The following is a 25,472-nucleotide window of genomic DNA, read 5'->3' as shown; positions in this document are numbered from 1 at the left end:
AACTTTTAAGCGTTGTGCTCGTTCGGCTGTTCGGACTTGGGCTGAGCCAGGTCTTGGGCCTGCTGCTGCTCGGCGGTCGGAGCCTGCTTCTTTGCCAGCTCCTTCTGGTCGCCGTCAGTCTTCATCTCGTCCATTTCGGACTTGAAGATGCGCATCGAACGGCCCAGGGAACGCGCTGCGTTGGGCAGGCGGGTCGCTCCGAACAGCAGGAAGATGACCAGAGCGATGATTAGTAGTTCAGGAACGCCAAGGTTCGGCATTATCTACGAGCTTTCTGTCGTTGGGATTGGTCTTACTATCCTAGCTCGCGAGCCTCGTAGGCATCGAGGCCACGCCGGGCTAGGGCTTTTAAGTTCTCGGCCAATGGTAGCGGTTCTACATTGCGAATACCGGATGAAAAACCTAGCAGGAACCTTAAAAACCATTCACCGGTATCCGGCACGTCGACGACCAGCCGGGTTTCGTCCTCGACCACCCACATGGGGAAGTACTCCAACATCCACCGCAGCGATTCATCTAGTTCCAGACGCGCCCAGCTGTCACTGAGGCCGAAACCGAAGGGATCTTCCGGGTCGATCTCGGGTACCTGTTGGGCACTGGCCGAACCCTCCTCCCCCAGGTCGAGCCCGTCAATGCGTGCAAGCGCAAAGGTTTTTGTAGTGACGCCACGTTCCCGCGCCCACAGGTAATACTCGCCGTCCACGAGGGCCACGTGGTCGGGGTCTACCGTGCGGGTGCTGAAGCTATCGCTGGACAGCGACTGGTAGTTAAAGGTGACCTGGCGGCGCGACTGGATGGCCTCCGAGAGCTGTCGGCGCAGCTGCACATGGGCGGGGGCTGAGGGCGCCGTTTCGGGGGTGAAGGAATCCGTGTACCCGCGCCGGGAGCGTAAGAGAGCCTGAATCTTCTCGCTGGCGGAGTCGATGTCCGCCTGCGCCTCCGCCGGCGCGGTGGAGCGCAGCGCCTGCAGGTTCAGCAGCAACACTCCGGCCTCCATCGCGGTGAGGGCGAGTGGGCGGTCCAGGCCCGCGGAGAACTCCACGGAGGCGCGCATGCGATCCACGGTGACCTCCACGGGCATGTCGAGGATGCTGGCGGGCACGCGGCACTGAGACACCTGGCCCAGCTCGTGGGCGATCTGCGCGGTGGATAGATCCAGCGCACGCGAGGCCGCCATCAGGCTGCTATCCGGGTGAGAACGGAACCAGGCGAGGACGGACAGGGTACGGAGGAATTGTTCGGCATTGGAACGAGGGAGCGTCATGAAGCAGCCTCCTTTAAAACGGCAACAACATCGGCGACGACATCCGGCGGCGAGGTGACGATTACGTGGGGCGCGTAGGCCGCGGCGGTGCGGACGAACCAGTCGCGCTCCACGGGGCCGATCTGGCCATCCTCGTTGGCCAGGCGGCGCAGCTCCCAGGCGCCGGGCTCCGGGAACTCCACGGTGGCGGTGACCATCTGGCGGCTGCTCAGAAGCCCCTGCTGGATCAGCTGCTGCGGGGTGCCCTCCGGGCGCGGGTGCTGGGCGAATTCGGGCAAAGCGGTGACGGAATCGATGCGCGCTAAGCGGAACGTGCGCTGGGCCGTACGGTCCGGGTCGAAGCCCGTGACGTAGACCAAGCCATCCTTGGCTCCATAAGCCCAGGGCTCCAGGCGGCGCTGTTGGGGAGTATCGACCAGCGAAGGATAGTAGTTGAAGCTCAAGACCAGGCCGTTATCGAGGGCGCGGAAGATCGCGTCGAGGGAATCGCCGTCCAGAGCGGTGTGGTCCGGGACGCTGGGGACGGCGACCTCGCCGGTGGAAACGCGGTGCTGCATGCCCGCGGCGGCCAGTTTGGTGTATGCGGAGCGAGCGGCGTGCTGCATCTCCCCCGACTGGGCCCACCGGCTGGCAGCGGCGAGGACGGTAGCCTCGCCGTCGGTGAACTCGATGTCCTGCAGGAAGGTTTGGGCGGGGTCGAGGAACAGCATGTCTTCGCCTGTGATGTGCACGCCCAGCTCGGCAAGGTCCTGGCGGTCGCGGCTCAGCTGTTTGCGGGCGGAGCCATCCTTGGCGTGCTGATAGCCCTCGACGTTGGCGAGCACCCATTCGATAGAGCGCGGGGTGTCGGAGTTCAGCAGTGCGATCACCAGGTTAAACAGGCGCGTGGCACCCGAAATCCAGTGAGTCTCGACGGGGCGATTGCGGTTCATCGGGCTTCCAGGGACTCGATGATGCGGTCAACGTCCTCGCTAGTGTTAGCGAAGGGGTCGGCCAGCAGGGCCTCGGCACCGTTCTCGCCATTGACCTTCACGCGCATCCAATCCACCGTGTAGGAAAGTTCCGGGCGGGCGCGGACCGCAGCGATGAAGCGGCCGCGTACCGCCGCGCGGGTTGTTGGCGGGGCTTGGCGGACGGCCTGCTCGATCGTCTCCGAAGCCAACAACGTGCGCGCCAGGCCGCGGCGGGCCAGCACGTTAAACAGGCCGCGGGTGGGGTGAATGTCGTGATACATCAGGTCGAGCTGCGCCAGGCGCGGGTCGATGGGATCCAGGCCGCGGGCGGCGGCCATGCGGTCCAGCAGCGACTTCTTGATGACCCAGTCGATTTCCGTGGAGACCGGTGAAAAGTCGCCCGTGTCGAAGCAGTCCAGCACGCGGCCCCACAGGTCCACCACGGGGGTTAGCTCTGCGTTGGGAGTGCCCCGCTCCGGGTCTTCACGCGAGGCCAGGTAGGCGCAGGCGGCGTCATAAAAAGCGCGCTGGATCTCCAACGGCGTGGCAGTCGACCCGCTGCGCAGAGCAATGTCCACCTGGCCGGTGAAGTCGCGGGAGATCTCGCGGATAGAGCGGATCTCGTTGGCCATCTCAAAGTCCGGGAGAGCCACGCCGGCCTCGATCATCTCCAGCACCAGCAGCGTGGAGCCGACCTTCAGGGCCGTGGTGACCTCCGACATGTTCGAATCGCCGACGATGACGTGCAGGCGGCGATACTTGGAAGAATCGGCGTGCGGCTCGTCGCGGGTGTTGATGATGGGGCGCGAGCGGGTCGTCGCGCTGGACACGCCCTCCCAGACGTGGTCGGCGCGCTGGCTCATGGTGTAGCCCGGGCCGAAGTTCTCGTTCGGCGCGCCGGGATAAGGGATCGCGAGCTTGCCCGCGCCGCAGATCAGCTGGCGGGTAACCAGGAAAGGCAGCAGCTGCTTGCTGAGGCCCTTCAGGGGAATATCGCGGCTGACCAGGTAGTTCTCGTGGCAGCCATAGGAGTTGCCCAGGGAGTCCGTGTTGTTCTTCAGCAGGTAGACCTTGCCGCCGACGGCCTGCTCGGCGCGGTCGGCCAACTCGTGAAACAACAGGTCGCCAGAGCGGTCGTAGGCGATCAGCTGGTGCAGGCTATCGCACTCCGCGGTGGCGAACTCCGGGTGCGCGCCGACGTCCAGGTAGAGGCGCGAGGCGTTCTCGGTGTAGATGTTCGAGCTGCGGTGCTCCTCCACCACGGGGGCGAAGAGCTTGCGGGCAATCTCGTCGGGACCGAGGCGCCGGGAGGAATCCTGCATGTTGGCGATTCCATACTCGGTCTCCAGGCCCATGATGCGGCGGCGGATAGCGGTCACTGGCCGCCCTTTTGTACGTAGGAGCGGACGAACTCCTCCGCGTTGTTCTCCAGCAGTCCGTCGATCTCGTCCAGCAGATCGTCGGTACCGGTGACGTTCACCTGCTGGGTGCCCGCGCCGGAGGCCTGCTCGATGGGTTCGTCGTCGTCGCGCCGACCGCCGCCGGCGCTGACCTGTCCGCCCTGTGCCATGATTAATCTTCCTTTCTGCCAACCCCGGAGATCTTGTCCGGGTTGATTTCCTTCAAGCCTGCCACGAGCTCGCCGATGCCGGGGCGCGGTTGCGTTTCCAGCAGCGCGCGTAGCTCCAACTGGTTGAACCCGCGGGGGTCGTCCATGGTGATCTGTGCTGCGCCGTCCGGGGTGTCCACGATGACGCTATCCCAGTTCGCCGAGAGGATGTCGGCGGAGTAGTTCGCCACCAGGTGCCCGCGCAGCCACGCGCGCGTGGCCTGTGGCGGGGTGTCCACCGCGGCCTCGATCTCTGCCGGGTCCAGCAGGGTTTGCATCCGGCCCTTCCGCACCAGCGCATGGTAGAGCCCGCGTCGCGGGTCGATGTCCGAGTACTGCAGGTCCACCAGGGCCAGGCGCGGGTCGGTCCACTCCAGGCCGCGCGCCCGGTAGGCGTTCATCAGCTGCAGCTTGGCCGTCCAGTCCAGCCGGTCGGCGGTGGACAGCGGATCGGCCTCGAGGTCGTCGAGGATCTTGCCCCACAGCTCGAAGACCTCCAGGTTGTCGCCGCGCAGCTCCATGATCTCCCACACGCGCTTGCGGATCTCCCGCTGGGTCTCGATGGCGGTGCGTTCCGCCTGGCCGTAGAAGCGCAGGCGGTAGGTGCAGTCCAGATCCCGGGAGACGCGCTGGACGTCCGCCACCGGCTCCAGCAGACGCAGGTCGCCGAAGTAAGCGCCCTCGGCTACCGCCGCCAGCACCAGCGCAGTGGTGCCGAACTTCAGGTAGTTGGAGAACTCGCTCAAGTTCGCATCCCCGATGATCACGTGCAGGCGGCGCCACTTGTCGGCCTCCGCGTGCGGCTCGTCGCGGGTATTCACGATGCCGCGGTTCAGCGTGGTCTCCAGCGAGACCTCCGTCTCGATGTAGTCGGCGCGCTGGCTGATCTGGAAGCCCGGTTGCTCCCCCTGCTGCCCCAGCCCGATGCGGCCGGCGCCGCAGTAGACCTGCCGGGTGACGAAATGCGGGATTAAAGCCGCCTGCACGTCCTCGACGTCCAGGTCGCGCGGGTACAGGTAGTTCTCGTGCGAGCCGTAGCTGGCGCCCTTGCCGTCCACGTTGTTCTTGTAGATCTTCAGCTCCGGCTCGGCGGCCTCGGCGGCGCGGTGCATGATGATGTCCCCGGCCTTGTCCCACACCACCGCGTCGCGGGCAGTCGTGGTCTCCGGGGAGGAATACTCCGGGTGCGCGTGATCCACATAGAAGCGCGCGCCGTTGGCGGTGATGACGTTCGCCGCGCCGAGGGCATTCGGATCCAGCACCGGGGCGGCACCCCGACGGTAGCGGCGCAGGTCGAAGCCGCGGATGTCACGCAGAGGGGATTCGTTCTCGTAGTCCCACCGGGTGCGGCGGTTCACCCCCTGGCCGCTGTGCTCCGCATAGGCCACGACGGCCTGGGTGGAGGTGTGAATCGGGCTGGCCGACGGATCGTCCACGGCGACGATGCCGTACTCCGTCTCCGAGCCAATGATGTGCGGGCCAAACAAACTTGTATCCTCCCTAGACCTTGTGCACGTCGATGTCCACGACGCGCTTCGTGCCGTGGCCGTAGATGCGCGCCCACTCCGCGGGGTTGGTGGTATCCGGCAGATCCTCGGAATCCCCCACCTCGGCCAGAACGGCCGCGTGCACGTGCTCCGGGCGCAGGCCGTCGGTGCCGTTGTGCAGTGCGTCCTTGATAGCCAGGGTCTTCGCCCGGTCCACGATATTCGCCAGCATCGCGCCGGAAACGAAGTCCGCCCAGTACAGATCCTCGCGGCTGCCGTCGGCGTAGTGGAGCGTGACATAGCGGTGCGCCTCGTCCCGAGTAAACAGCTCGTCGACGATGCTCTGCCGCAGGGCCGCCGCTGCCGCTTCGTTGGAGCCGGCAGCGGCGGAGAAGTCGGCGTCAATAGGTAGAGAAGCATCGAGGTGCTTCGACAGGATGGCGGCCGCACCGTCAGCGTCGGGCCGGGCGATACGAATCTTCACGTCCAGGCGGCCGGGGCGCAGGATGGCCGGGTCGATGAGCTCCTCGCGGTTCGAGGCGCCGATGACGATGACGTTGCCCGCAGCCTCCACGCCGTCGAGCTCGGCGAGCAGCTGCGGGACGACGGTGGACTCCATGTCGGAGCTCACGCCGGTGCCGCGCGTGCGGAACAGCGCCTCCATCTCGTCGAAGAAGACGATGACGGGGCGGCCGGAGCTGGCCACGCGGCGGGCCTGCTCGAAGATCGCGCGGATCTGGCGCTCGGTCTCGCCCACGAACTTGTTCAGCAGCTCAGGGCCTTTGATGTTCAGGAAGTACGGGGAATCCGACTGCGCCAGGGAGTTCGCCACGGCCTTCGCAATCAGGGTCTTACCGTTGCCGGGCGGGCCGTAGAGCAGCACACCCTTCGGCGGGCGCAGGCCATAGCGGGTGTAGATTTCGGGGTGCAGAAACGGCAGCTCGACCGCGTCGCGGATCTGCGTGATCTGCTGGCCCAGGCCACCGATGTCGTCGTAGGTGACGTCCGGGACCTCCTCCAGGATCAGGTTGTTCGTCTCCGCGCGGGGCACGGCCTCGAAGGCCCAGCCGGATTTACGGTCCACGATCACGGAATCCCCGGTGACCACATCGCCTGCCAGGTCGCCGGCGGCCTTGACCACGTACTCCTCGCCCACCTTGTCGGCGATGATCAGCCGGTCTCCCGAGACCTCCACGACCTGGGCGATGTCGCCGAAGTCCGGCTGGCCGGTAACCTCCACGACCTGCTGGCCCTCCCCCAGGCGCACCATCGCGCCGGGCACCAGCTCGTGCTGCGGGACGTGCGGCGAGACCATCAGGCGCATCCGGCGGCCGGCCGTGAAGACCTCGGCGGTGAAGTCCCGGTTGGCCTGCAGCAGCGTGCCGTAGGTGCTCGGCGGTTCGGCCAGTGCTTCCAGCCGACCGTTGATCTCCTCCAGCTTCGTGCGGCTGGCCTGCAGCAGCTCCACGAGCTTCGCGTTGCGCGCGCCGAGCTGTCGGTTCGCGATCTGCAACTCGCGCAGAGTCTGTGGCCCTTCCGCTGATGTGTTCTCGGTCATACTGACCAGTCTACTAACGGCGCGCGCGGCGTTGCGGTCGAGGTGCGGTGACGCCATCAGCCAGCCTGCGCGCCAGGATCAGAAATGCCGTGTGCGCGTTCATCCGGTGCTCGGGGCGGGTGGCCAGGCCATCGACCTTCCACTCACGCACCAGGGATTCCCAGGCCTTCGGTTCGGTGAAGCAGCCGGTCTCGCGGATGCCCTCCATGACCTTCATCAGCTGCGGGACAGTGGCGACGTACGTCATGAACACCCCGCCGGGGATCAGCACGTCCTTGACGGTATCCAGCATCTCCCAGGGCTCCAGCATGTCCAGCAGCACGCGGTCGACGTCGCCGACATCCTCTTTGGTGACGGTCTTCAGGTCGCCCAAGCGCAGGTCCCAGTTGTCGGGGTGGCCGTCGAAGTAGTCCTCCACGTTTTTCTTGGCGTAGGCCAAGTGATCCTCGCGGATCTCGTAGCTGATGACCTTGCCCTTCGGCCCCACGGCCCGCAGCAGCCAGGTGCTCATGGCTCCGGAGCCCGCGCCGGCCTCCAGCACCGTGGCGCCCGGGAAAATGTCGCCCTCCACGAGGATCTGGGCGGCGTCCTTCGGGTAGATCACCGCTGCGCCGCGGGGCATGGAGAGCACGTGATCTACCAGCAGGTGGCGGAAGCACAGGTATTCGGCGGCGCCGGAGGACTTGACCACGGTGCCCTCGTGCTGGCCGATGATGTCGTCGTGCCGGATTTCGCCCTTGTGGGTGAAGAAGCTCTCGCCCTTGGCCAGGGTGATGGTGAAGTGGCGGCGCTTGGCGTCTGTGAGCTGCACGCGGTCGCCTTCGGTGAAACGGCCGGAATATGCCATGTGGTCTTCCTTCCTGCTTTAAGAGATCCGGTTCATTTTACTAGGGTGGGTCGGGTGACTACGAAACTAGCTCTCTCCCCTTCCCGCGCCAACGACTACAAGCAGTGCCCGCTGCTGTACCGCTTTCGGGCCATCGACAAGTTGGAGGAGCCGAACACGATCGCACAGGTGAAGGGCACGCTCGTGCATGCGGTGTTGGAGAACCTGCACCAGCTGCCGCGCGGCAGCCGCACCTATCCGGCGGCGGTGAAGATGATCCGCCCGGAGTGGGAGAAGATGCTGGCCAAGGACCCGGAGCTTTCGGAGCTGGTGCCCGAGCAGTCCACCGTGGAGTTTTGGGAGGAATGCCGCGAGCTGGTGAAGGGCTATTTCCAGATGGAAAACCCGGATGGTTTTGACGCCCACGAGTGCGAGCAATTCGTGAATCTAACGCTGCCCAACGATGTGCCGGTGCGCGGTTTCATCGACCGGGTGGACATCGCGGAGACCGGTCAGGTGCGCGTGGTGGACTACAAGACGGGCAAGAAGCCCGCGCCCCGCTTCGCGGACTCGGCCCGCTTCCAGATGATGTTCTACGCCCTGGTGTGGTGGCGCATGACGGGCGAGCTGCCCACCCAGTTGCGGCTGATGTATCTGAAGGTCAGCGACGACATGGTGCTGCGCCCCTCCGCCACCGAGCTGGCTGCCTTCGAGCGCGAGCTGGGCGAGCTATGGGCGCGCATCCTGGCGGATGTGCGCAGCGGAAACTTCCAGCCGCGCACCACCAAGTTGTGCGGGTGGTGCCACTTCCAGGACCTCTGCCCCGCCTTCGGTGGCACCCCGCCGGACTATCCCTTGGAGGTTTCCTCTTCGTAGTCCGTGTAGAGCTTGCCCTGGAACGTCGGGTTCAGCAGGTTCTCCGGGCTCAAGACCTCGTCGAGGGTTTCTTCGTCCAACAGGCCCTTTTCCAGAACCAGGTCGCGCACGGGCTTGCCGGTGCGGGCGGCCTCCTTGCCCACCAGGTCGCCGTTGTGGTGGCCAATCAGCGGGTTCAGGTAGGTGATGATGCCGATGGAGTTCTCCACGTAGCGGCGGCACACGTCGGCGTTGGCCGTGATGTCCACGACGCACAGGGCGCGCAGCGTGGTGCAGGCGCGGGCCAGGAAACGCACGGACTCGAACACGCACTGGGCGATGACCGGTTCCATGACATTGAGCTGCAGCTGGCCGGCCTCGGCGGCCATGGAGACCGTCTGGTCGTTGCCGAAGACCTTGAAGCAGATCTGGTTCACGACCTCGGGGATGACCGGGTTCACCTTGGCCGGCATGATCGACGAACCGGCCTGGCGCTCCGGCAGGTTGATCTCGTTCAGTCCGGCGCGCGGGCCGGAGGACAGCAGGCGCAGGTCGTTACAGATCTTCGACAGCTTCATGGCCACGCGCTTCACGGCGGCGTGGGCGTTGACGTAGGCGCCGGTATCGCTGGTGGCCTCGATGAGGTCGCGGGACGGCTCGATCTTCAGACCGCTGACCTCGCTGAGTGCGCGGATGACCGCGCTCTGGTAGCCGGGCGGGGTGTTCACGCCGGTGCCGATGGCGGTGGCGCCGAGGTTCACCTCGCGCAGCTGCGCCTGGGAACGCTCCAGCTGCAGGCGCTCCTCGGCGATGTTGTAACCGAAGGCGCGGAACTCCTGACCCAGGGACATGGGCACTGCGTCCTGGAGCTGGGTGCGTCCCATCTTCAGGATGTTGCGGAACTCGTGGCCCTTGGCCAGGAACGCGCGCTCGAGGGCGTCGAGGTGCTTGATCAGCTGATCGATTGCGAAGTGCAACCCCAGGCGGAAGCCGGTGGGGTAAGCGTCGTTGGTGGACTGGGACATGTTGACGTCATCGTTTGGGTTGATGATGTCGTAGGAGCCCTTCGGGTGCCCCAGGTACTCCAAGGCGAGGTTGGCGATCACCTCGTTGGTGTTCATGTTCACACTGGTGCCCGCGCCGCCCTGGAAGACGTCGATTGGGAACTGATCCATGCAGCGGTACTCTTCCAGCACCTGGTCGCAGGCCCAGATGATGGCCTTGGCCTTCTCATCGGGCAGGGCGAAAACCTCGTTGTTGGCGATGGCGGTGGCCTTCTTGACCATCACCATGCCGCGGATGAACTCCGGGATCTGGTTGATCGTGGTGCGCGAGACCTGGAAGTTGTCCACCGCGCGGAGGGTGTGCACGCCGTAGTAGGCGTGGTCGGGCACCTCCATGGTGCCCAGCAGATCCTCTTCGGTACGGAAACTCTTTGCAGCACGCGCCAACTGGGAGTGTGTTTCAGCCGACGTGATGATGTCAGTGGAGCTCACGACTGCATCGCCGTGAACCTCTGCCGCTGCCTTTGACGGAATTGGTTTATCGGTCACTATTCGTCCTCTGGTTGGGGAACAACTTTCTGTTCCCCCACCCTAACGAAATTGGACCTAGATGCGCGCGATCCTTATGTCGGTAGCCAGAATTGCCTCCGCGCCGAGGGCGGAAAGCTCGTCCATCAGGGAGTTGGCCTGGGTCTTCGGCACCATAGCGCGGACGGCCACCCAGCTGTCGTTGGCCAGCGGGGAGACGGTCGGGGCGGACAGCCCCGGCGTGATGGCGGCGACCTTGTCCAGGTTCTCGCGGGCCACGTTGTAGTCCAGCATCACGTAGTTGTGGGCGTGCAGGATGCCCTGGATGCGCTTGATGAGCACCCGCTGCTCGGCGGTCACCTCCGCGCCTTTGCGGCCGACGATCACGGCCTCGGAGACGCACAGCGGCTCGCCGAAGGGCTTCAGGCCCTGCTGGCGCAGCGTCCGGCCGGTGGAGACCACGTCGGCGATGACGTCGGCTACACCTAGGCGGATGGAGATCTCCACCGCGCCGTCCAGGCGAATCACCTGTGCCTCCAGTCCCCGGTTGGCGAGGTCCTTGCGCACCAGGTTCGGGTAGCTGGTGGCGATGCGCTTGCCAGCGAGCTGCTCGACGGTCCAGTCCTCGTCCTTCGGAGCGGCATAGCGGAAGGTGGAAGCGCCGAAGCCCAGGGGTAGCAGCTCGTCGACCTCCTCGCGCGTGTCCGCGGCCAGGTCGCGGCCGGTGATGCCGATGTCCAGGTGGCCGGAGGCGATGTAAATCGCGATGTCCTTGGGGCGCAGGAAGTAGAACTCTACCCCGTTGTCCTCGTCGGCGATAGTCAGAGACTTCGAATCGCCGCGGGTGGCGTAGCCGGCCTCCTTCAGGATCGAGGTGGCTGTCTCGGACAGGGAACCCTTGTTGGGGACTGCGACGCGCAGCATGATCGTGGTGGCTGCCTTTCTCGGGTTTGCTTTTGTGGTTTAGAGGTACTTGTAAACGTCAGCGGGGGTCAGGCCACGGCCAACCATCACGACCTGCAGCCAGTACAGCAGTTGGGAGATCTCCTCGGCCAGCTCCTCGTCTGACTCGTACTCCGCGGCCAGCCACACCTCGCCGGCCTCTTCGACGATCTTCTTGCCCTGGAAATGCACCCCGGCGTCCAGAGCCTTGACCGTGCCGGAGCCCTCGGGGCGCTCCTTGGCGCGGGAAGACAACTCGGCGAAAAGGGAATCGAAGGTCTTGAGTTCTTGTTCGTTCACGCCTTCCATTGTGGCAGATCGCACATCGGCCGGCGCAGTGCGCCCCAGCTCTGCGTAAATTCGGCGCAGATCCTCCAATGCGTAGCCTCTCAAGTCCTGGGCTCCCCCGCGCAGTTCAGCCAGGGTGCGCACTCCTTGCGGGATCGCGGTCTCCGGGTCGGTGGGGGCGCCCAGCACGCGGCAGCCCGCGTCGCGGGCGGCGGTCATGCCCGTGGTGGAATCCTCCACCACCAGGCACTCGTCGGGGGCGAAACCAAAGCGCGCGGCGGCGGTGGCGTAGATATCCGGGGCGGGCTTGCCGTTCGGCACCTCGTCGCCGCACAGGGTGAAGTCGAAGAATTCGCGGCCAATGGAATTCAGAGAAACCTCGGTCAGGGCACGGTTCGTGTTTGTCACCAGCGCCATCGGGAACCCGGCGGCCTTGGCCTCGGAAAGAATCTCCCTGATGCCGGGGCGGAATTCCAGCTGCCCCGCAAGGAGCTCCTCGACGCGCGTGTACATGAAGTTCAGCCATTCGGCCTTGGCGGCGTCATCAAGAACCAACCCCGCATGTGCCGCGCAGATCTCAACGGTGGTGGGGGTGGTCGCGCCGACGGTCTTCTCCCGCACTTCCGCGGTCAGCGGGCGCCCCATCTTCTCGCCCATCTCGAAGGTTGCGATGCCCCACAGCGGTTCGGTATCGACCAGGGTGCCGTCCATGTCCCAAAGTATTGCTTTCATGATGACGTTCAGTTTAGGTCAATTGCGCTTCCCACCGGCGCCCCTGTGACATAGTTAGTGACGTAGGACACACCCCAGGAGTAAGGAGCACGATGAGCGAGCAGTCGGCATACTTCGTCCCCGGCAAGGTCACGGAGGAGGAAGGCCAGATCTACCGCAACTACCACCCCACCCAGCACACCGAAAGCCCCTGGGGGCCGGGCTTCCAGCACGGCTCCCCGCCCGCCGCGCTGGTAGCCACGGTGCTGGAAGACGGCGCGCGCGATGCCGGGCTGTCCCTGGAGGAAGGCCGTTTTAGCCGAATGACCGTCGAGATCCTGGGCGCTGTGCCGCTCAGCGAGCTGCGCACCCACGCGCGGGTGGTGCGCCCCGGAAAGCGCATCAGCTTCCTGGAGGCCATCGTCACCGACGAATCCGGCCGCGAGTTTATCCGCGGCTCCGGCTGGTGGATCCGCCGCGGGGATACAAAGGAGATCGAGCGCACCGTCGGCGAGCCGATGCCTGGCCCGGCCGGCGCCGGGGATGGCAGCGACTTCCTCGAACGCTGGGCCAGTGGTTACATCAACTCCATCGAGGCCCGCCGTGCCGACCTGGACGAGCGCCACCTGAACGTCGACGAATCCCGCAACCCCGCGATCTACTGGTCGCGCACCGACCTGCCCGCCGTCGAGGGCAAGGAGGATTCCACGTGGGTGCGCCTGATGAAGACGGTGGACATCGCCAACGGCCTGAACAACCTGCTGGATACGGACAAGTGGACGTACATGAACGTCGACACCACCGTCTACCTGCACCACGAGATGCGCGGAGAGTGGCTGGGCCTATCCGCGGAGGCCAACTACGGCACCGACGGCATCGGCACCACGGTCACGCGGATCTACGACGAGCAGGGGCTCATCGGCACCTGCAACCAGGGGATCATGCTGGCCCCGCGCTAGGCCTCGCAGACGGCCTCGGCCTGGGTGGTCACGAACATATCGTCGGCATCCAGGTCTACGGCCAGCTTCTCCACCAGGGCGAGCAGGTCCTTGATCTCCTCGTCCTCCAGCAGCGCGTGCTCATGGCGGGCGGAGAGCTCCTTGAGCTTTTCGATGTGCTGGTTGATCACGGCGGTGATCGCGAGGGTGGTTGCGGTGGGCTGCTCGTCGGCGCTTTCCTCGGTGTTTTGCAGGTGCAGAGAGGCGGCGATCTTCTTCAGCTCGGCTTCGCTGCTGGCGGCCACGGACTGCGCGGCCTGCAGCATGCCGTCGACGATGGCCTGCGCGTCGTCCACCGCGGACTCCGGGTACGGGGCCTCCCAAAACTCGCGATCCTCGTCGCGCAGGTAGCTGCCTGTCGCCATTTGGCGCAGGTTGTCGAGGAACTCTTCGCGGGCGGATGTGGTGGCTGTGCTCAGCTGTGTGGTGCTCATAAGAGACAGTTTGCCCTGTGTGAGCTAGAGGCGCACGCCCAGCAGCGCATCGATTGCGGTTTTTATTTCTGACGCCGCAGCCTCGTCCCCTGCCGCCCCAGCCTTGGTGGCCGCGGCCCAGTGGTCGAGCGCCTCCAGGGCCGCCGCCGTGTCGAGGTCATTGGCCAGGTGGCCGCGCACGGTGGCTACCAGCTCGCGGGCCTTGTCGGTCGTGGTGGAGCCTGCGACCAGGGCCGCCCGCCAGGTGGCCAGGCGATGCTCGGCGTGAGCCAGCACTTCCTTGGTCCAGTCGCGGTCCTGGCGATAGTGGCCCGCGTACACGCCCAGGCGGATGGCCGCGGGCTCGTGGCCGGCGGCGGTGAGCTTGGAGACGAACACGAGGTTGCCCAGCGACTTGCTCATCTTGGTGCCGTCCAGGCCGATCATGCCGGTGTGGACGTAGTGGTGGGCCATGCGATCTACTCCGTGGGCGGCCTCGGCGTGGGTGGCGGAGAACTCGTGGTGCGGGAAGCGCAGGTCGCTGCCGCCACCTTGGATTGCGAAGGGGGCACCTAGACGGTTGACAGCAATGGCTGAGCATTCGATGTGCCAGCCGGGGCGACCGGCGCCAAAGGGAGACTCCCACTTCGGCTCGCCGTCGCGGTGGGCGCGCCACAGCAGCGCGTCCAGCGGGTGCCGCTTGCCGGGGCGCTCCGGGTCTCCCCCGCGCTCGGCGAAGAACTCCGCCATCTGCTCTTCGTCGTAGCGGGACTCGTAGCCGAACTGCGGCAGGAAGGTGTAGTCGGCGTAGATGTCCGGGTACTCGTCGCCTTCCAGCTGGTAGGCAGCGCCGACCTCCAGGAGCTTGGCCACCATCTCGATGACCTCGTCGATGGATTCCATCGCGCCGATGTAGTCGCGCGGCGGGATGACCGCCAGGTCCTCCATGTCGGAGCGGAACAGGTCGATCTGGCTAGTGCCCAGATCCTGCCAATCCACCCCGTCCCGCTCGGCGCGCTCAAACAATGGATCGTCCACGTCGGTGATGTTCTGCACGTAGTGCACGCCGTGCCCGCCCGCGCGCAGGTAGCGGTGGATCAGGTCGAAGGTCAGATAGGTGGCTGCGTGGCCCAGGTGGGTGGAGTCGTAGGGAGTAATGCCGCAGACGTACATCCCCACCTCCCCGGCGGGAATCTCGACGGGTTTCACCACGTCGTCCGCGGTGTCGTACAGGCGAAGCTGCGGGGCTTCACCCGGCAGCTGTGGAACTTCCGGTTCGGGCCAAGAGTGCATGGGTTTCGATTCTAGGCTGGCAGTACCCCGAATGCGAGCAGGGCCATGACCGCCAGGCCCAGCGGGATGCGCCACAGCGCAAACCAGGCAAACGAGTGGTTGGCCACGAACTTCAGCAGCCAGGCGATAGACGCATAGCCCACCGCAAAGGCAATTGCGGTGCCCACGAACAACTGGGCGCCCGAGGCGGCCTGTCCGGCGTCGGGGCTAAAGGCGTCAGGAAGCGAGAAAAGCCCCGAGGCCAGCACAGCAGGGATGGCGAGCAGGAAAGAGTAACGGGTGGCGACCTCGCGATCCAGGTTCAAGAACAGGCCAGCCGAGACCGTGCCGCCGGAGCGGGACACACCCGGGATGAGCGCCAGGCACTGCGCGAAGCCCATGATCACCGAATCGCGCATGGTCAGCTGGTTGAAGCTGCGCTCGTGGCGGCCCATGCGCTCAGCGAGGATGAAGACGAAGGAGAACAGCACCAGCATCGTGGCAGTGATCCAGAGGTTGCGCAGGTTATCGCGGATCAGGTCCTTGCCCAGGTACCCCAGGACAGCCACGGGCAGGGTACCGACGATGACCATCCAGCCCATCCGGTAGTCGAAGCTCTGGCGGTGAATGCGGCGGCCGTGCTTGCCGGTGAGGTCGGTGAGCCACTCCCACACGCCCTTGCACCAGGCGCTGGCGATGTTCCATATGTCCTTGGCGAAGAACACCAGCACCGCCAGCTCTGTGCCCAGCTGGATGACGGCCGTGAACGACGCGCCGGCATCCTCGCCCCACAACAGGGTGGAGAAGATGCGCAGGTGGCCGGACGAAGACACAGGTAGGAACTCCGTCAGACCCTGGATAAGCGACAGAATGATCGTCTGCGCCCAAGTCATATCTGTAGTCATGGGGATTGAGCCTAGTCCTTCTCCCCCGTCGTGAAAGAGTGACGTGGCCGGGCTGGTAGCGTTAGAAGTTGTGAATGTGCACGTCAATCGCTTTAGCCGAACCCTCTGCGTGACCGCCGCTGCCGCCCTGGCCCTGGGGTCACTTTCCGCCTGTGGATCCGAAGAGCCGGAAGAAAACGCGCCCGTTGCGGGTGAGCCCGCGCAGCCGCAGGATTCCCCCGATGATTCGTCCGGTCTGGGCGAGCAGATCGAGCTGGGGGAATCCACCCTGGGAGCCGCGCGCGTGGGCCTTTCTGCCGACGAGAACGCGCCGGGAGCGAACCTGGTTGCGGTGCTTACGAAGGGCAAGGTGCACTTTATTGACGCCACCAGTCCCAAGGACGAGCCGAGCCAGGTAGATGTCGACGATTCCTGCGACAACATCTCCACTACCGCGACGGGCGTGGCGGTGGCCTGCCAGGACAAGGCCATCGAACTGAGCCCGGACGGCAAGGAGACCCGCAGCCTGGACGTGGACGGCAAGGTGACCACCGTGACCTTCCTGGATAATGGCAAGGCCGTGCTGGGCAAGGCGGGCGAGGACAAGGCGCGCTTCTACGACAAGGACGGCAACGAGACCGGCGATGCGATCGTGAGCCGGAGCCTAGACGAGGCGGTGTTGGTCAAGCCGCACGGCCGCGGACAGCGCGCTGCGCTGATCGACCGGGGGCAGACCAGCATCAACGACGTGGACGTGGACGATGGTTCTCTGAACGCCTCCCTGCGCATCGGCCAGGGCGTGGGCCAGGTGGCCACCGGGCGCGGCGACGACGGCGTGGTGGTTGCCAGCGACGCGCGTCAGGATCAGATGCTTATTTACACCATGAACGACGTCGTACGCCTGCACCAGGCGATCCCCACGAAGGCCTCCCCGTGGGGCGTGGCGTGGGATGCGAAGCGCCAGCTGGCCTGGGTGAGCTCGGCCGGGGAAAACAAGCTGACGTCCTTCCTCATCGACAGCGGCGCGCCCGTGAAGGTTGCCGAGGTCGAGGCGCCGAGCAAGGTGCGCGAAATTTTGGACGCCGCCAGCGGCGCGTTGGTGCTGGTCACAGAGGACGGAAAAGTCAGTGTGTACAGCACACAGAGCGTGGACGACGCGGTGAAGGACAAGCAGACGACGCCGGAAGACGAGTACCCGGCGGAGAAGGAATAAAAGGGGATCAGAAATGCTGAAGAAGATTCGCCACGGCGCCTACCAGGTGGCGCTGAAGGGGATGTTTACCCTGCGCCCGGAGCGCATCCACGGGCTGATGTCCCGCGGGTTGCAGCAGGTTGCAGGATCCAGGGCGGCCCTGTCCGCGATGGACGGCGCACTGGCAGTGCACGATGACGCGCTGAGCCAGCAGATCGCCGGTCTCACCTTCCCACGTCCGCTCGGCCTAGCCGCGGGATTCGACAAGGATGCCAAGGAGGTCGACGCCTGGGGCCCGCTAGGATTCGGTTTCGCAGAGATCGGCACCGTCACCGCCCTAGCGCAGCCGGGCAACCCCACCCCGCGCTTGTTCCGCCTGCCGCAGGATAAGGCGATCCTCAACCGTATGGGCTTCAACAATGAGGGGTCGCGTGCGGCGGCGATGCACTTGGCGAAGCGCAGCACGGGCATCCCGGTGGGCGCGAACCTCGGTAAGTCCAAGCTGGTGGCCGCTGAGATTGCCGATCGCGACTACCGCGAGTCCGCCAAGGCCATCGGCGGGGTGGCCGACTACCTGGTTATCAACGTCTCCTCCCCCAACACCCCGGGGTTGCGCGACCTGCAGGCGGTGGAATCCCTACGCCCGATCATCCGCGCGGTGCAGGAGGAAAGCACCCGCCCGCTGTTCGTGAAGATCGCCCCGGACCTGAGCGATGAGGACATTGACAAGGTCTGCGACCTGGCTATCGAGATGGGAGTGACGGGCCTGATCGCCACGAACACCACCATCAGCCGCGAGGGCCTGAAGACCCCGGCACACGAGGTGGAGGCCATGGGCGCGGGCGGAATTTCCGGCGCCCCGGTGGCAGCCCGGGCGCTGGAGGTGCTGCGCCGCCTGGCGGCCCGCGCCGACGGGAAGCTGGTTTTGATCGGCGTGGGTGGAATCGACTCCCCGCGGGCCGCGTGGGAGCGCATCGCCGCTGGTGCCAGCCTGATCCAGGGCTACACACCGTTCATCTACGGCGGCCCGGATTGGATCCGCGAGATCCACCAGGGTCTGTCCGCACAGCTGAAAGCCCACGGCCTGGAGAACATCTCGCAGGCCGTGGGCAGCGGGTTGCCGTGGGTGGAAAACTAGTTCTCAGCCCAACCCCAGAGGATGCCGCGGGCGGTCGCCTTGAAGTTCAGGTTAAAGCCCAGGACGGTCGGGGTCTGGCGGTCATCGATGTCCAGCTCCTCGCCCACCGCGTGGACGGCGAACAGGTAGCGGTGCGGGCCGTGGCCGGCCGGCGGGTTGGCGCCGTAGTAGCCCCAGGAACGGCTGTCGCCGCGTAGCGCCACCGCCCCCTCGGGCAGGCCGCTCAGGTCCTCGTTGCCAGCACCAAGAGGCAGGGAGGTTACGTCCGCCGGAATGTTAAAGACGGCCCAGTGCCAAAAGCCGCTGGCCGTAGGGGCGTCCGGATCAAAACAGGTAACCGCGTAAGTCTTCGTGCCCTCCGGGCCTTTAGACCAGCTCAGCTGGGGCGAGACGTCGTTGCCTCCCAGCTGATCCTCGGGCAGGCGATCGCCGTCGGCGAAGGTCTCGCTGGTGACCTCCAGTGCGGGCAGGTCCGTCAGCGGCGCGTACGGATCCGGGCCGGGGAAACGGTCATCGATGTAAGTGGGCTGGTGCTGTGCATTGTTTTCGGACATAGCACCACGCTAGTCAAAGCTTTCGACGAGCGCACTAAAGTGCTTATCCATATACAAGTAACTCCCTGTGACCTGCGTATTTGTGTAAATCACTGGCTTGGCATTAAAGTGACGGGAGTTGCAACCACTTACTGTGGTGTGCGCAACCCAAGTCCGGGTGGCGGAATGGCAGACGCGCTAGCTTGAGGTGCTAGTGTCCTATTAACGGACGTGGGGGTTCAAGTCCCCCTCCGGACACAACATGAAAATCCCACGCTTTGTAGGCCACGCCTTTAGCGCGTGGTGGGGGCTAAAGCTGCGGTACCGTTTTCTAAGCATCCTCGTACCCATCCTGCTGGTCGCATTCGTCTACTTCGTCCCGAAACCCGCGGTCGAGGATATTCGCACCTGGGTGGCCTCCACGGGCGCGTGGGCGCCGTTGACTTTTGTGGTGCTGTTGGTCGCCTTCACCCAGCTGCCGCTCCCCCGCACCATCTGGACCATTGCTGCAGGAGTGATGTTCGGGTCCCTGTGGGGTTCAGTGCTGGCGCTGGTGGGCGTGGGCGCCTCTGCCGCGCTGTCGCTGATCCTGGTGCATGCCGTCGGTGGCAAGTGGGTGGAAAAGAAGACCCGCGATGCCCAGCGCATCCAGTTTCTGCAGGAAAGGATCGCCGAGCGTGGCTGGATTGCCGTGCTGGGGCTGCGCATGGTTCCGGCCATACCCTTTTCGCTGCTGAACTACGCCTGTGGGCTGAGCCGCATCCCGTTTGTGCCCTATGTGCTGGCCACAATCGTGGGTTCCGCGCCGAACACCATCGCCACGGCCATGGCCTCCGACGCGCTCGCAACGGGCGGTCAGCCGTGGATCTTGCTACTCAGCGTTGTGGTGGTGTGCACCGGATTCGCGCTCGCCGCTAACGAGATTCGACTCTGGCGCCAGCTGCGCAAAGCCAATGAAGTAGGTTTATAAACATGTTTGCCGTGTATGCCGCTTACCGGGGCCGTTCGCAACGCCGTGGAGAGTACGTCCGCGACGTCGCGGCGGCGCTGGAGCGATCCTCGATGGTCGAGTCCGTGGAGATGAAGGGCATCGAGGACTTCGTCTGCATCGCGCCAGGCCCCGACGAGGCCGGCGGTCTGGTGATGTCTTTGCTGCAGGCGGGTGACTTCGCGCTCGGCATTGGCTCGGTGGTTGCGGAGGTTGATGGTGACGCCCCGTCGTCCGTGGAAGAGACCATCGGTGCAGCCACCCGTGCGGTGACCCGCTCGCAGCGTGCGGGTGCGGTATCGGTGCGGATTGAAAAGCCAGGCCCGGGCGGTGTGATCGCCCCGGGGCGGGCGGCCGAAGTTGCCCAGGACATCGCGGCGGCCTTCACCCTGCTGGCCCACGTGCTGGCGCGGCGCACAAAGGAGGGCCGCGAGGCCACTGCCCTGCTGCGCGCTGGGCACTTGCAGGCCGAGGCGGCGGAGATTGTGGGCATCAGCAAGCAGGCGATGAGCCAGCGGCTGGCCGCAGCGGGCTGGCATGCGGAGCAGGCCGGCTGGACCCTGGCCGTGCACATGCTGGCCAGGGCGGACGAGCTAAAGAACTAGCGTTCGTTGTAGGGATTATCGAGCGCCGCTTCGTCGACGGGCTTGTTCGCCACGGCGTTGGCGGCGGCAACGGCCTCGGCGATCTCGGGTGAGGAGGCGGTGTTGAACCAATCCTCGGAGCTCGACTCGTTGGCCTGCTCGCGAGTGGCATCGTCCACCGGCTTCGGCTCGTAACGGAATACTCCCTCGTCGTCCTTCTTGGCCAGGGCCTTGGCGAACTGCTCCAGGGAGTCGCCGAACTGCATTGGGATCATCCAGGTCTTGTTGGCAGAGCCCTTCGCCATCTCCGGCAGCTTCTCCAGGTACTGGTAGGCCAGCACCTCTGGCGTGACCTGGGCGGACTTGATGGCCGCGTTGACCTTCTGGATGGCCTTGGCCTCACCCTGGGCCTCCAGGTAGCGGGCAGCGCGGGTACCCTCCGCGCGCAGGATGGCTGCCTGGCGTTCGGCCTCTGCGGCCAGGATGTGCGCGTGCTTTTCACCCTCGGCGGCCAGGATGCGGGCCTGCTTCTCACCCTCGGCGGTCTTGATGTCCGACTCACGGCGACCCTCGGCGGTAAGAATCATGGCGCGCTTCTCGCGGTCCGCCTTCATCTGCATCTCCATCGACTGCTGGATGGATGCCGGCGGATCGATGGCCTTCAGCTCCACGCGGGAGATGCGCAGGCCCCACTTGGTGGTGGCCGCGTCCAACTCGCCGCGCAGGCGGCGGTTGATGACCTCACGGGAAGTCAGGGTCTCCTCCAGCGTCATACCACCAACCACATCGCGCAGCGTGGCGACGGAAATCTGCTCCACGCCGACGATGTAGTTGTTCACGCCGTAGATGGCGCGGGCCGGATCGTTGATCTGGAAGGTAACCACCGTATCGATGGCGACGGTCAGGTTATCCTGCGTGATCACGGCCTGGGGCGGGAAGCTCACGACCTGCTCACGGGTATCGACCTTGTCGCGGATACGGTCGACGAACGGAACGAGGATCGTCAGGCCGCCAGAAACAGTGCGGGTGTACGTACCCAAGCGTTCGATGACTGCCGCCTCACCCTGCGGGATGAGGGCGACCATCTTGATGATGATCGTCGCAATGATGACCAGTAAGACCACCAAGAAAATTGTGAAGCTCATGTTTTAAGCCCTTCTAATTGTTTCGCCACACGACCGCCGTCGTGCCGTCGATGTCTATCACTTGCACGGACTCTCCTTGGGGGTAAGTATCCCCCAAGTTTGCCGAGCGGGCTGACCACAGCTCGCCGGCGATGCGCACCATGCCACCGCTTTGCACATCGTCGGTGACAGCCTCTACTACCTCAGCGGTCTTGCCGGTCAGCTCGGCGTAGTCAAACGTGCGCGTCGGAGTCGTCTGCAGGAAGCGTTTCCGTAGGATGGGCCGGATCGCCAGGGTGGTCGCTAGCGAAGCCACGCCGAAAACCACAATCTCCGCCCACACCGGAATATCCGCCAGCGAAACTCCGGCGGTAATCAACGCGGCCGCGCTGAGCATGAGCAAGGACATGTCCGCTACCAGGAGCTCGCCGAGAGCCAGTACTCCTGCCGCGATTAACCAAATGATCGGACCCATAGTCAGGATCCTAGTTGGTGGTTCAGTACTCCGGTGGGACAGTAACGAAATCGATCAACCTTTCCACCGCACCAATCAAAGTGGAGTCCAGATCGCGGAAGGTCTTGGCTGCGGACGCTACCCGGCGCCAGCCGTCCTGCGGGCTGCCCCAGCCGAGCTCTTGGCACACGCCTGTTTTCCAATCGATGCCGCGCGGGATCTTCGGCCACGCGCGGATGCCAACGCTTTGCGGCTTCACGGCCTCCCAGATGTCGATGTACGGGTGGCCGGTGACCATCACGTGTGGGCCTAAGGATGCGGTCAAACGCGCCTCTTTCGTTCCCTCGACGAGGTGGTCCGCGAGCACGCCCACACGGCGGGTCGCGGAGGGCTGGAACTCGGCGAGCCGCTCCGGCAGATTGTCGAGGCCCTCCAGGTACTCGACGACCACGCCTTCCACGCGCAAGTCATGCCCCCAGACTTGTTCGACAATTGCGGCATCGTGAATGCCTTCCACCCAAATGCGGGAGGGCGCCGCGACCTTCGCTTGTACGTTTTCTACGCGGCGCGAGCCTGAGTTGGAGATGCGCTGCTTCGATGGCAGCATCTGGGGATCTACGTAGCGGGTCAAGGTAATAGGCTTGCCCTCAAGTAGGAATGCGCCCTCTCGTAGCTTGAACAGGCGCGTCTTACCGTAGCGATCTTCCAGGCGAATGAAATCGCCGTCGGCAGTCTTCTCTCCGCCCACCACGGCGCCGACGAAGTCGTCGGCAATGACCTCCACCACCATGCCCAGCTCCGGCGCGACGCGCGGAATGCTGGGTTTCTGGTTGCGGGAATGACCCTTCATGATGTCACCGTAATTGAAGCTCATGGGCAACCAGCTTAGGCTAGGAAAAATGACTGATCCGGTACCGACGTGGCTTGGGGCGCAACTGTGGTCGCCTGTGCAGAACACCTCCCTGTGGCTGGCCTGGTGGCTGCACGGGCTTATCGGGGCGGATGAAGTAATCGACGCCTTCCACGCCACCCAGGGCAAGCACCACCGCCTGGAGCCCGACGGCGGCGGACTCGTGGAGATGCTCGGCCAGATCCGCTCCGTGGCGGACGAGGCGCCAGTCGGGTTGGACGAACGTCCCCTGATCCAACTGGCACTCTCCGGCCCCGGCGACGCGACCGTGTTGCCGGTCGGCCCGGAGGGGGCGTCACTAATCCTTGCCGACCGCGACCCCTTGGTCAGTCACGTGCTTAGCCCTCGTGTTATTGACGCCCACCTGGTCAGCTGGTCCTGGGATCAGGTGGAGGGCCCGGTTCCGCCGCTGCCGGTCTACTCGCCGGGCGAGGCGGATCAGCTGCTGCGTGAGGCTGCGGATAATGCAACGAGGATGGTGCGGAACGCGGGGCACGTGCCGAGAGGTGGGGCGGCGTTTCAACGCGCCGAGCTGGCGGTGGGGGCACTGAACGATGCCTTTGGACTGCCCGGGATGCCGCCGGGAGTGCCCAGTCGCGCCGCCAAGCTGATGGCCAGGGCCGATCAGGTGGCGGCGATTGTGGAGGTCACGAAACGCTCCGAGGTGGGTGCGAGCCTGGACCCCCATCTAATGCCAATGCTCCGGGCGGTAAGAACCGCCCGGATGGTGGCTGTGGATTATGCGCAGCGGGAGCTACTGCGTTAGATCATCACTCGATCATGCGGACTGCCATGGGCTGCATGCCGCCCCAGCGCACGTCGGAGATCTTGACGACATCGCCGGACTGCGGGGCCTCGATCATCTTGCCATCGCCCAGGTACAGGGCGACGTGGCCCGGCCAGAACAGCATGTCGCCACGCTTGGCCTGCGAGGAAGGAACCTGCTTGCCGGCCGTGTACTGGTAGCCGGAGTAGTGCTGTAGCTCGATGCCCACGCCGTAAAAGGCGTACATCATCAGGCCGGAGCAGTCGAAGCCGACCTTGTTGTAGTCGCCGTGCGCGTCGGCTACACCGCCGTCGCGGATGCCCTTGGTCGGGCCGTGGAAGTTACCGCCGCCCCATGCGTAGGGCAGGCCCAGCTGGCTTTCGGCGCGCTTAATGACGCGCTCGATCTTCTCCTCGGCGGTGCCGGAGGTATCGGGGCTACTCGGGTCCAGTGCATCGGCGATGGCCTCAGCTGGGTTTTCAGGGGTCTCCGGGGTCTCCGGAGTAACGGCCTTGTCCGGAGTTTCGGGAGTCTCCGGAGTCTCTGGAGTTTCTGGGGTCTCCTGAGCTTCGGTTGCTTCCTCGGTTTCCGGAGCCGTGGGGGTCTCCGGGGTCTCCTGCGTCGCCGGTGCGGTGCTGGTGCCGCCGCCCATGGCGCGGTCATACTCCTGGCCTGCGGTTTCGCGGCCCGCACGCGCGGCGGCAGCCACGGCACCATCCGGGTTGCCGGACAGTGCGGTGGTGAAGCCAGCCATCAGTGCGGACTCGCCGGCCTTGCGCAGGCCGTCGAGGGCTGCCTGGCGCTGGTCATCGCCGCTGGCGTTCAGATCGTAGGAGGACTGCAGCTCTGCCGGGAGCTCCGGCAGACCTGCCGGGTTGCCGAGGGAGCCCTGTGCCGGGGACTCGTCGGACTGGTCGGACTGGTCGGACTCAGTGGACTCGTTAGCCTCAGCCGGCTGAGTTTTCTCAGTGTTTTCGGTGGAGTCCCCAGTGGACTGAGTCTCCTCCGCTGGAGTCTCCTGGACCTTATCTTCGGCATCCTCGGCCTTCTCGGCCTTCTCGGCCTTCTCGACCTTGGCTCCCGCGTTCTCGGCTGCCTTCTCGGCGACCTTGCGCTTGTCCCAGCTAGAAGCCTCCGGGTGGGTGTTGGTGAAGGTCTCCACGGCGGCGCGAGCCTCGCGGAGCGCCTTCTCCGCCTTTGACTTCTCATCGAGCAGGCGCTTGTATTCCTTCTGCTTCTCGGTGAGGGTCTTCTGGGAGTTGTTCAGGGTGTCGCGCGCGGTGTTGTACTTGCTTACCGCGTCGTCGACGGCGGAGTTCGCCTTATCGCGGGAGTCGCGTAGCGAGGACTCCTCGTTGGCGTTCTGGGTACGCGCCAGGTCGAGGCGGTCGACCTCGTCCTTCTGCTTCTTGGAGGCTGCGTCGATGTAGGAGGAGCGATCGAGCGTGTCACCAACTGCGTCGCTGCCGCCGGCAGCCAGGTTCACGGCGGAGGCGTCGCCGCCCTGGGCGTAGGCGGAACGCGCGATGTCGTTCAGCTTCGACTGTGCCTTGGTTACCTCGGTGTCGGAATCCTTGAGGCGTCCGCGTGCGTCCACGACCTTGTCCTGGGCCGTTTGGGCGGCGGACTGGCTGTTGACGAGGTCGACGCGGGCCTTGTTGGCATCTTCTCGCAGCGATCCCATGAGCGTCTCCATCTCGGAGACCTGGGACTTGGCGCGAGAAACCTGGCCGACGAGGTCGGCCAGGAAGCTTTCAACGGTGCGCTTGTCGTCGGCCTGGGCGACCATAGTCGTCGACTGCAGCGTCACTCCGGCGGTCACTGCGACGGCCAACACCGTTCGCTTACGGCTTTGTGGTCGTGGTGTCACGATCGATTCTCCTGGTGTTTATACAACTGGCTTTGAAGCGAGCGAAACCCTCGGTCCAGCTGGCCGCACTTCCCCATGCGATCAGTACAGGTCCCGTCGGGTGACTCTCAAAAATCACTTCGAGATCAACTCGTTTCAAAAGTTGACACTGGGAACCCTAGAACACACGAGTCAAGGCCGTAAACTTTTTCACCATGAATCCCATGAATCGCACTAGTCACATAAGTAACGGCAATTGCCTTGACCTGCGAATAGTAACGGAAAAGTTACAAGTGTGATTTATGTCACATTTATGAGCGTGTAGGCGTGTCGTATTGCACT

The 25,472-nt window shown here is 65.0% G+C and carries 26 protein-coding genes and 1 tRNA gene; 8 read left to right on the top strand and 19 right to left on the bottom strand.

The window, feature by feature from the left end; all coding sequences use genetic code 11:
* Positions 1-5: 5 nt before the first annotated feature.
* From tatA to MHX52_RS00985, 8 genes are read right to left on the bottom strand one after another with little or no spacing between them, the layout of a single operon-like run.
* On the bottom strand, positions 6-260 hold the full coding sequence (tatA, locus tag MHX52_RS01020) for a Sec-independent protein translocase subunit TatA (protein WP_034987575.1): 255 nt from the start codon (positions 258-260) through the stop codon (positions 6-8).
* A 35-nt stretch (positions 261-295) separates the two neighbouring features.
* Positions 296-1,264, bottom strand: a complete 969-nt coding sequence (locus MHX52_RS01015) for a WYL domain-containing protein (protein ID WP_035003973.1) — start codon at positions 1,262-1,264, stop codon at positions 296-298.
* Positions 1,261-2,196, bottom strand: coding sequence for a YafY family protein (locus MHX52_RS01010; protein ID WP_239316099.1), 936 nt, complete (start codon positions 2,194-2,196; stop codon positions 1,261-1,263). The genes MHX52_RS01015 and MHX52_RS01010 overlap by 4 nt, the downstream gene beginning before the upstream one ends.
* Positions 2,193-3,596: a Pup--protein ligase gene (pafA, locus tag MHX52_RS01005; protein WP_239316098.1), complete on the bottom strand. Its 1,404-nt coding sequence runs from the start codon at positions 3,594-3,596 to the stop codon at positions 2,193-2,195. Before pafA ends, MHX52_RS01010 begins: the two co-directional genes overlap by 4 nt.
* Positions 3,593-3,787 carry a ubiquitin-like protein Pup gene (locus tag MHX52_RS01000; RefSeq protein ID WP_035003964.1) on the bottom strand — a complete coding sequence of 65 codons (195 nt, stop codon included), beginning with the start codon at positions 3,785-3,787 and terminating at the stop codon, positions 3,593-3,595. Before MHX52_RS01000 ends, pafA begins: the two co-directional genes overlap by 4 nt.
* A 2-nt stretch (positions 3,788-3,789) precedes the next feature.
* Positions 3,790-5,313 (bottom strand): depupylase/deamidase Dop, encoded by a 1,524-nt coding sequence (dop, locus tag MHX52_RS00995; RefSeq protein ID WP_035003961.1) that lies wholly within the window; start codon positions 5,311-5,313, stop codon positions 3,790-3,792.
* A gap of 13 nt (positions 5,314-5,326) precedes the next feature.
* Positions 5,327-6,871, bottom strand: coding sequence for a proteasome ATPase (arc, locus tag MHX52_RS00990; RefSeq protein WP_239316097.1), 1,545 nt, complete (start codon positions 6,869-6,871; stop codon positions 5,327-5,329).
* 13 nt (positions 6,872-6,884) lie between these two features.
* Entirely contained in the window at positions 6,885-7,718 is an 834-nt protein-coding gene (locus MHX52_RS00985) for a tRNA (adenine-N1)-methyltransferase (protein ID WP_239316096.1), read from the bottom strand.
* A 54-nt stretch (positions 7,719-7,772) separates the two neighbouring features.
* Between MHX52_RS00985 and MHX52_RS00980 the strand changes: the two genes are divergently transcribed.
* Complete coding sequence (locus tag MHX52_RS00980) at positions 7,773-8,573, top strand: RecB family exonuclease (protein WP_239316089.1); 801 nt, start codon at positions 7,773-7,775, stop codon at positions 8,571-8,573.
* Here the strand turns inward: MHX52_RS00980 and aspA are convergent.
* From aspA to MHX52_RS00965, 3 genes are read right to left on the bottom strand one after another with little or no spacing between them, the layout of a single operon-like run.
* Positions 8,546-10,105, bottom strand: a complete 1,560-nt coding sequence (aspA, locus tag MHX52_RS00975; RefSeq protein WP_080722686.1) for an aspartate ammonia-lyase — start codon at positions 10,103-10,105, stop codon at positions 8,546-8,548. The genes MHX52_RS00980 and aspA overlap by 28 nt on opposite strands.
* A gap of 57 nt (positions 10,106-10,162) precedes the next feature.
* Positions 10,163-11,008 (bottom strand): ATP phosphoribosyltransferase, encoded by an 846-nt coding sequence (hisG, locus tag MHX52_RS00970; RefSeq protein ID WP_034987593.1) that lies wholly within the window; start codon positions 11,006-11,008, stop codon positions 10,163-10,165.
* A gap of 39 nt (positions 11,009-11,047) precedes the next feature.
* Positions 11,048-12,046 (bottom strand): phosphoribosyl-ATP diphosphatase, encoded by a 999-nt coding sequence (locus MHX52_RS00965; RefSeq protein ID WP_035003953.1) that lies wholly within the window; start codon positions 12,044-12,046, stop codon positions 11,048-11,050.
* A 92-nt stretch (positions 12,047-12,138) separates the two neighbouring features.
* Here MHX52_RS00965 and MHX52_RS00960 point away from each other — a divergent pair, with 92 nt between their 5' ends.
* Positions 12,139-12,984, top strand: coding sequence for a thioesterase family protein (locus MHX52_RS00960; RefSeq protein WP_035003951.1), 846 nt, complete (start codon positions 12,139-12,141; stop codon positions 12,982-12,984).
* Here MHX52_RS00960 and MHX52_RS00955 read toward each other — a convergent pair.
* From MHX52_RS00955 to MHX52_RS00945, 3 genes are read right to left on the bottom strand one after another with little or no spacing between them, the layout of a single operon-like run.
* Positions 12,981-13,457, bottom strand: coding sequence for a hypothetical protein (locus MHX52_RS00955; protein ID WP_239316087.1), 477 nt, complete (start codon positions 13,455-13,457; stop codon positions 12,981-12,983). The genes MHX52_RS00960 and MHX52_RS00955 overlap by 4 nt on opposite strands.
* 24 nt (positions 13,458-13,481) lie before the next feature.
* Positions 13,482-14,729: a cysteine--1-D-myo-inosityl 2-amino-2-deoxy-alpha-D-glucopyranoside ligase gene (gene mshC, locus MHX52_RS00950; protein ID WP_239316085.1), complete on the bottom strand. Its 1,248-nt coding sequence runs from the start codon at positions 14,727-14,729 to the stop codon at positions 13,482-13,484.
* Positions 14,730-14,740: 11 nt separating this feature from the next.
* A complete protein-coding gene (locus MHX52_RS00945) occupies positions 14,741-15,613 on the bottom strand; it encodes an undecaprenyl-diphosphate phosphatase (protein ID WP_035003944.1) in 873 nt (290 codons plus the stop codon).
* Positions 15,614-15,683: 70 nt separating this feature from the next.
* On the opposite strand from MHX52_RS00945, the gene MHX52_RS00940 reads away from it, so the two are divergent.
* Both MHX52_RS00940 and MHX52_RS00935 read left to right on the top strand, forming a co-directional pair.
* On the top strand, positions 15,684-16,805 hold the full coding sequence (locus MHX52_RS00940) for a hypothetical protein (RefSeq protein ID WP_239316083.1): 1,122 nt from the start codon (positions 15,684-15,686) through the stop codon (positions 16,803-16,805).
* A 13-nt stretch (positions 16,806-16,818) separates the two neighbouring features.
* Positions 16,819-17,922, top strand: a complete 1,104-nt coding sequence (locus MHX52_RS00935; RefSeq protein ID WP_239316081.1) for a quinone-dependent dihydroorotate dehydrogenase — start codon at positions 16,819-16,821, stop codon at positions 17,920-17,922.
* On the opposite strand, the gene MHX52_RS00930 is transcribed toward MHX52_RS00935, so the two are convergent.
* A complete protein-coding gene (locus MHX52_RS00930; protein ID WP_035003939.1) occupies positions 17,919-18,476 on the bottom strand; it encodes a YbhB/YbcL family Raf kinase inhibitor-like protein in 558 nt (185 codons plus the stop codon). The genes MHX52_RS00935 and MHX52_RS00930 overlap by 4 nt on opposite strands.
* Before the next feature lie 151 nt (positions 18,477-18,627).
* Between MHX52_RS00930 and MHX52_RS00925 the strand changes: the two genes are divergently transcribed.
* The 3 genes from MHX52_RS00925 (at position 18,628) to MHX52_RS00915 (ending at position 20,048) form a co-directional block, all read left to right on the top strand.
* A tRNA-Leu gene (locus MHX52_RS00925) sits at positions 18,628-18,713 on the top strand.
* A gap of 4 nt (positions 18,714-18,717) precedes the next feature.
* Entirely contained in the window at positions 18,718-19,425 is a 708-nt protein-coding gene (locus MHX52_RS00920) for a TVP38/TMEM64 family protein (RefSeq protein WP_239316079.1), read from the top strand.
* 2 nt (positions 19,426-19,427) lie between these two features.
* The gene (locus tag MHX52_RS00915; protein WP_005294724.1) at positions 19,428-20,048 is read left to right on the top strand and encodes a hypothetical protein; all 621 of its coding nucleotides are present in this window, start codon (positions 19,428-19,430) and stop codon (positions 20,046-20,048) included.
* Here MHX52_RS00915 and MHX52_RS00910 read toward each other — a convergent pair.
* Genes MHX52_RS00910 through MHX52_RS00900 form a run of 3 tightly spaced genes read right to left on the bottom strand, consistent with a single transcriptional unit; the run spans position 20,045 to position 22,479 of the window.
* On the bottom strand, positions 20,045-21,172 hold the full coding sequence (locus tag MHX52_RS00910; RefSeq protein WP_035003937.1) for an SPFH domain-containing protein: 1,128 nt from the start codon (positions 21,170-21,172) through the stop codon (positions 20,045-20,047). The genes MHX52_RS00915 and MHX52_RS00910 overlap by 4 nt on opposite strands.
* 13 nt (positions 21,173-21,185) lie before the next feature.
* Positions 21,186-21,626 carry an NfeD family protein gene (locus tag MHX52_RS00905; protein WP_035003935.1) on the bottom strand — a complete coding sequence of 147 codons (441 nt, stop codon included), beginning with the start codon at positions 21,624-21,626 and terminating at the stop codon, positions 21,186-21,188.
* A 22-nt stretch (positions 21,627-21,648) separates the two neighbouring features.
* The gene (locus MHX52_RS00900; RefSeq protein WP_239316077.1) at positions 21,649-22,479 is read right to left on the bottom strand and encodes a DUF3097 domain-containing protein; all 831 of its coding nucleotides are present in this window, start codon (positions 22,477-22,479) and stop codon (positions 21,649-21,651) included.
* Positions 22,480-22,504: 25 nt separating this feature from the next.
* Between MHX52_RS00900 and MHX52_RS00895 the strand changes: the two genes are divergently transcribed.
* On the top strand, positions 22,505-23,281 hold the full coding sequence (locus tag MHX52_RS00895) for a hypothetical protein (protein WP_035012320.1): 777 nt from the start codon (positions 22,505-22,507) through the stop codon (positions 23,279-23,281).
* Positions 23,282-23,285: 4 nt separating this feature from the next.
* Here MHX52_RS00895 and MHX52_RS00890 read toward each other — a convergent pair whose 3' ends face one another.
* Positions 23,286-25,151 (bottom strand): DIP1281 family NlpC/P60 protein, encoded by a 1,866-nt coding sequence (locus MHX52_RS00890; RefSeq protein WP_239316068.1) that lies wholly within the window; start codon positions 25,149-25,151, stop codon positions 23,286-23,288.
* Between the last annotated feature and the right edge of the window lie 321 nt (positions 25,152-25,472).

The sequence above is a fragment of the Corynebacterium sp. ACRQJ genome (assembly GCF_022346045.1).
Lineage (GTDB): Bacteria > Actinomycetota > Actinomycetes > Mycobacteriales > Mycobacteriaceae > Corynebacterium > Corynebacterium evansiae.
This window is presented reverse-complemented; position numbering and strand designations above follow the sequence as displayed.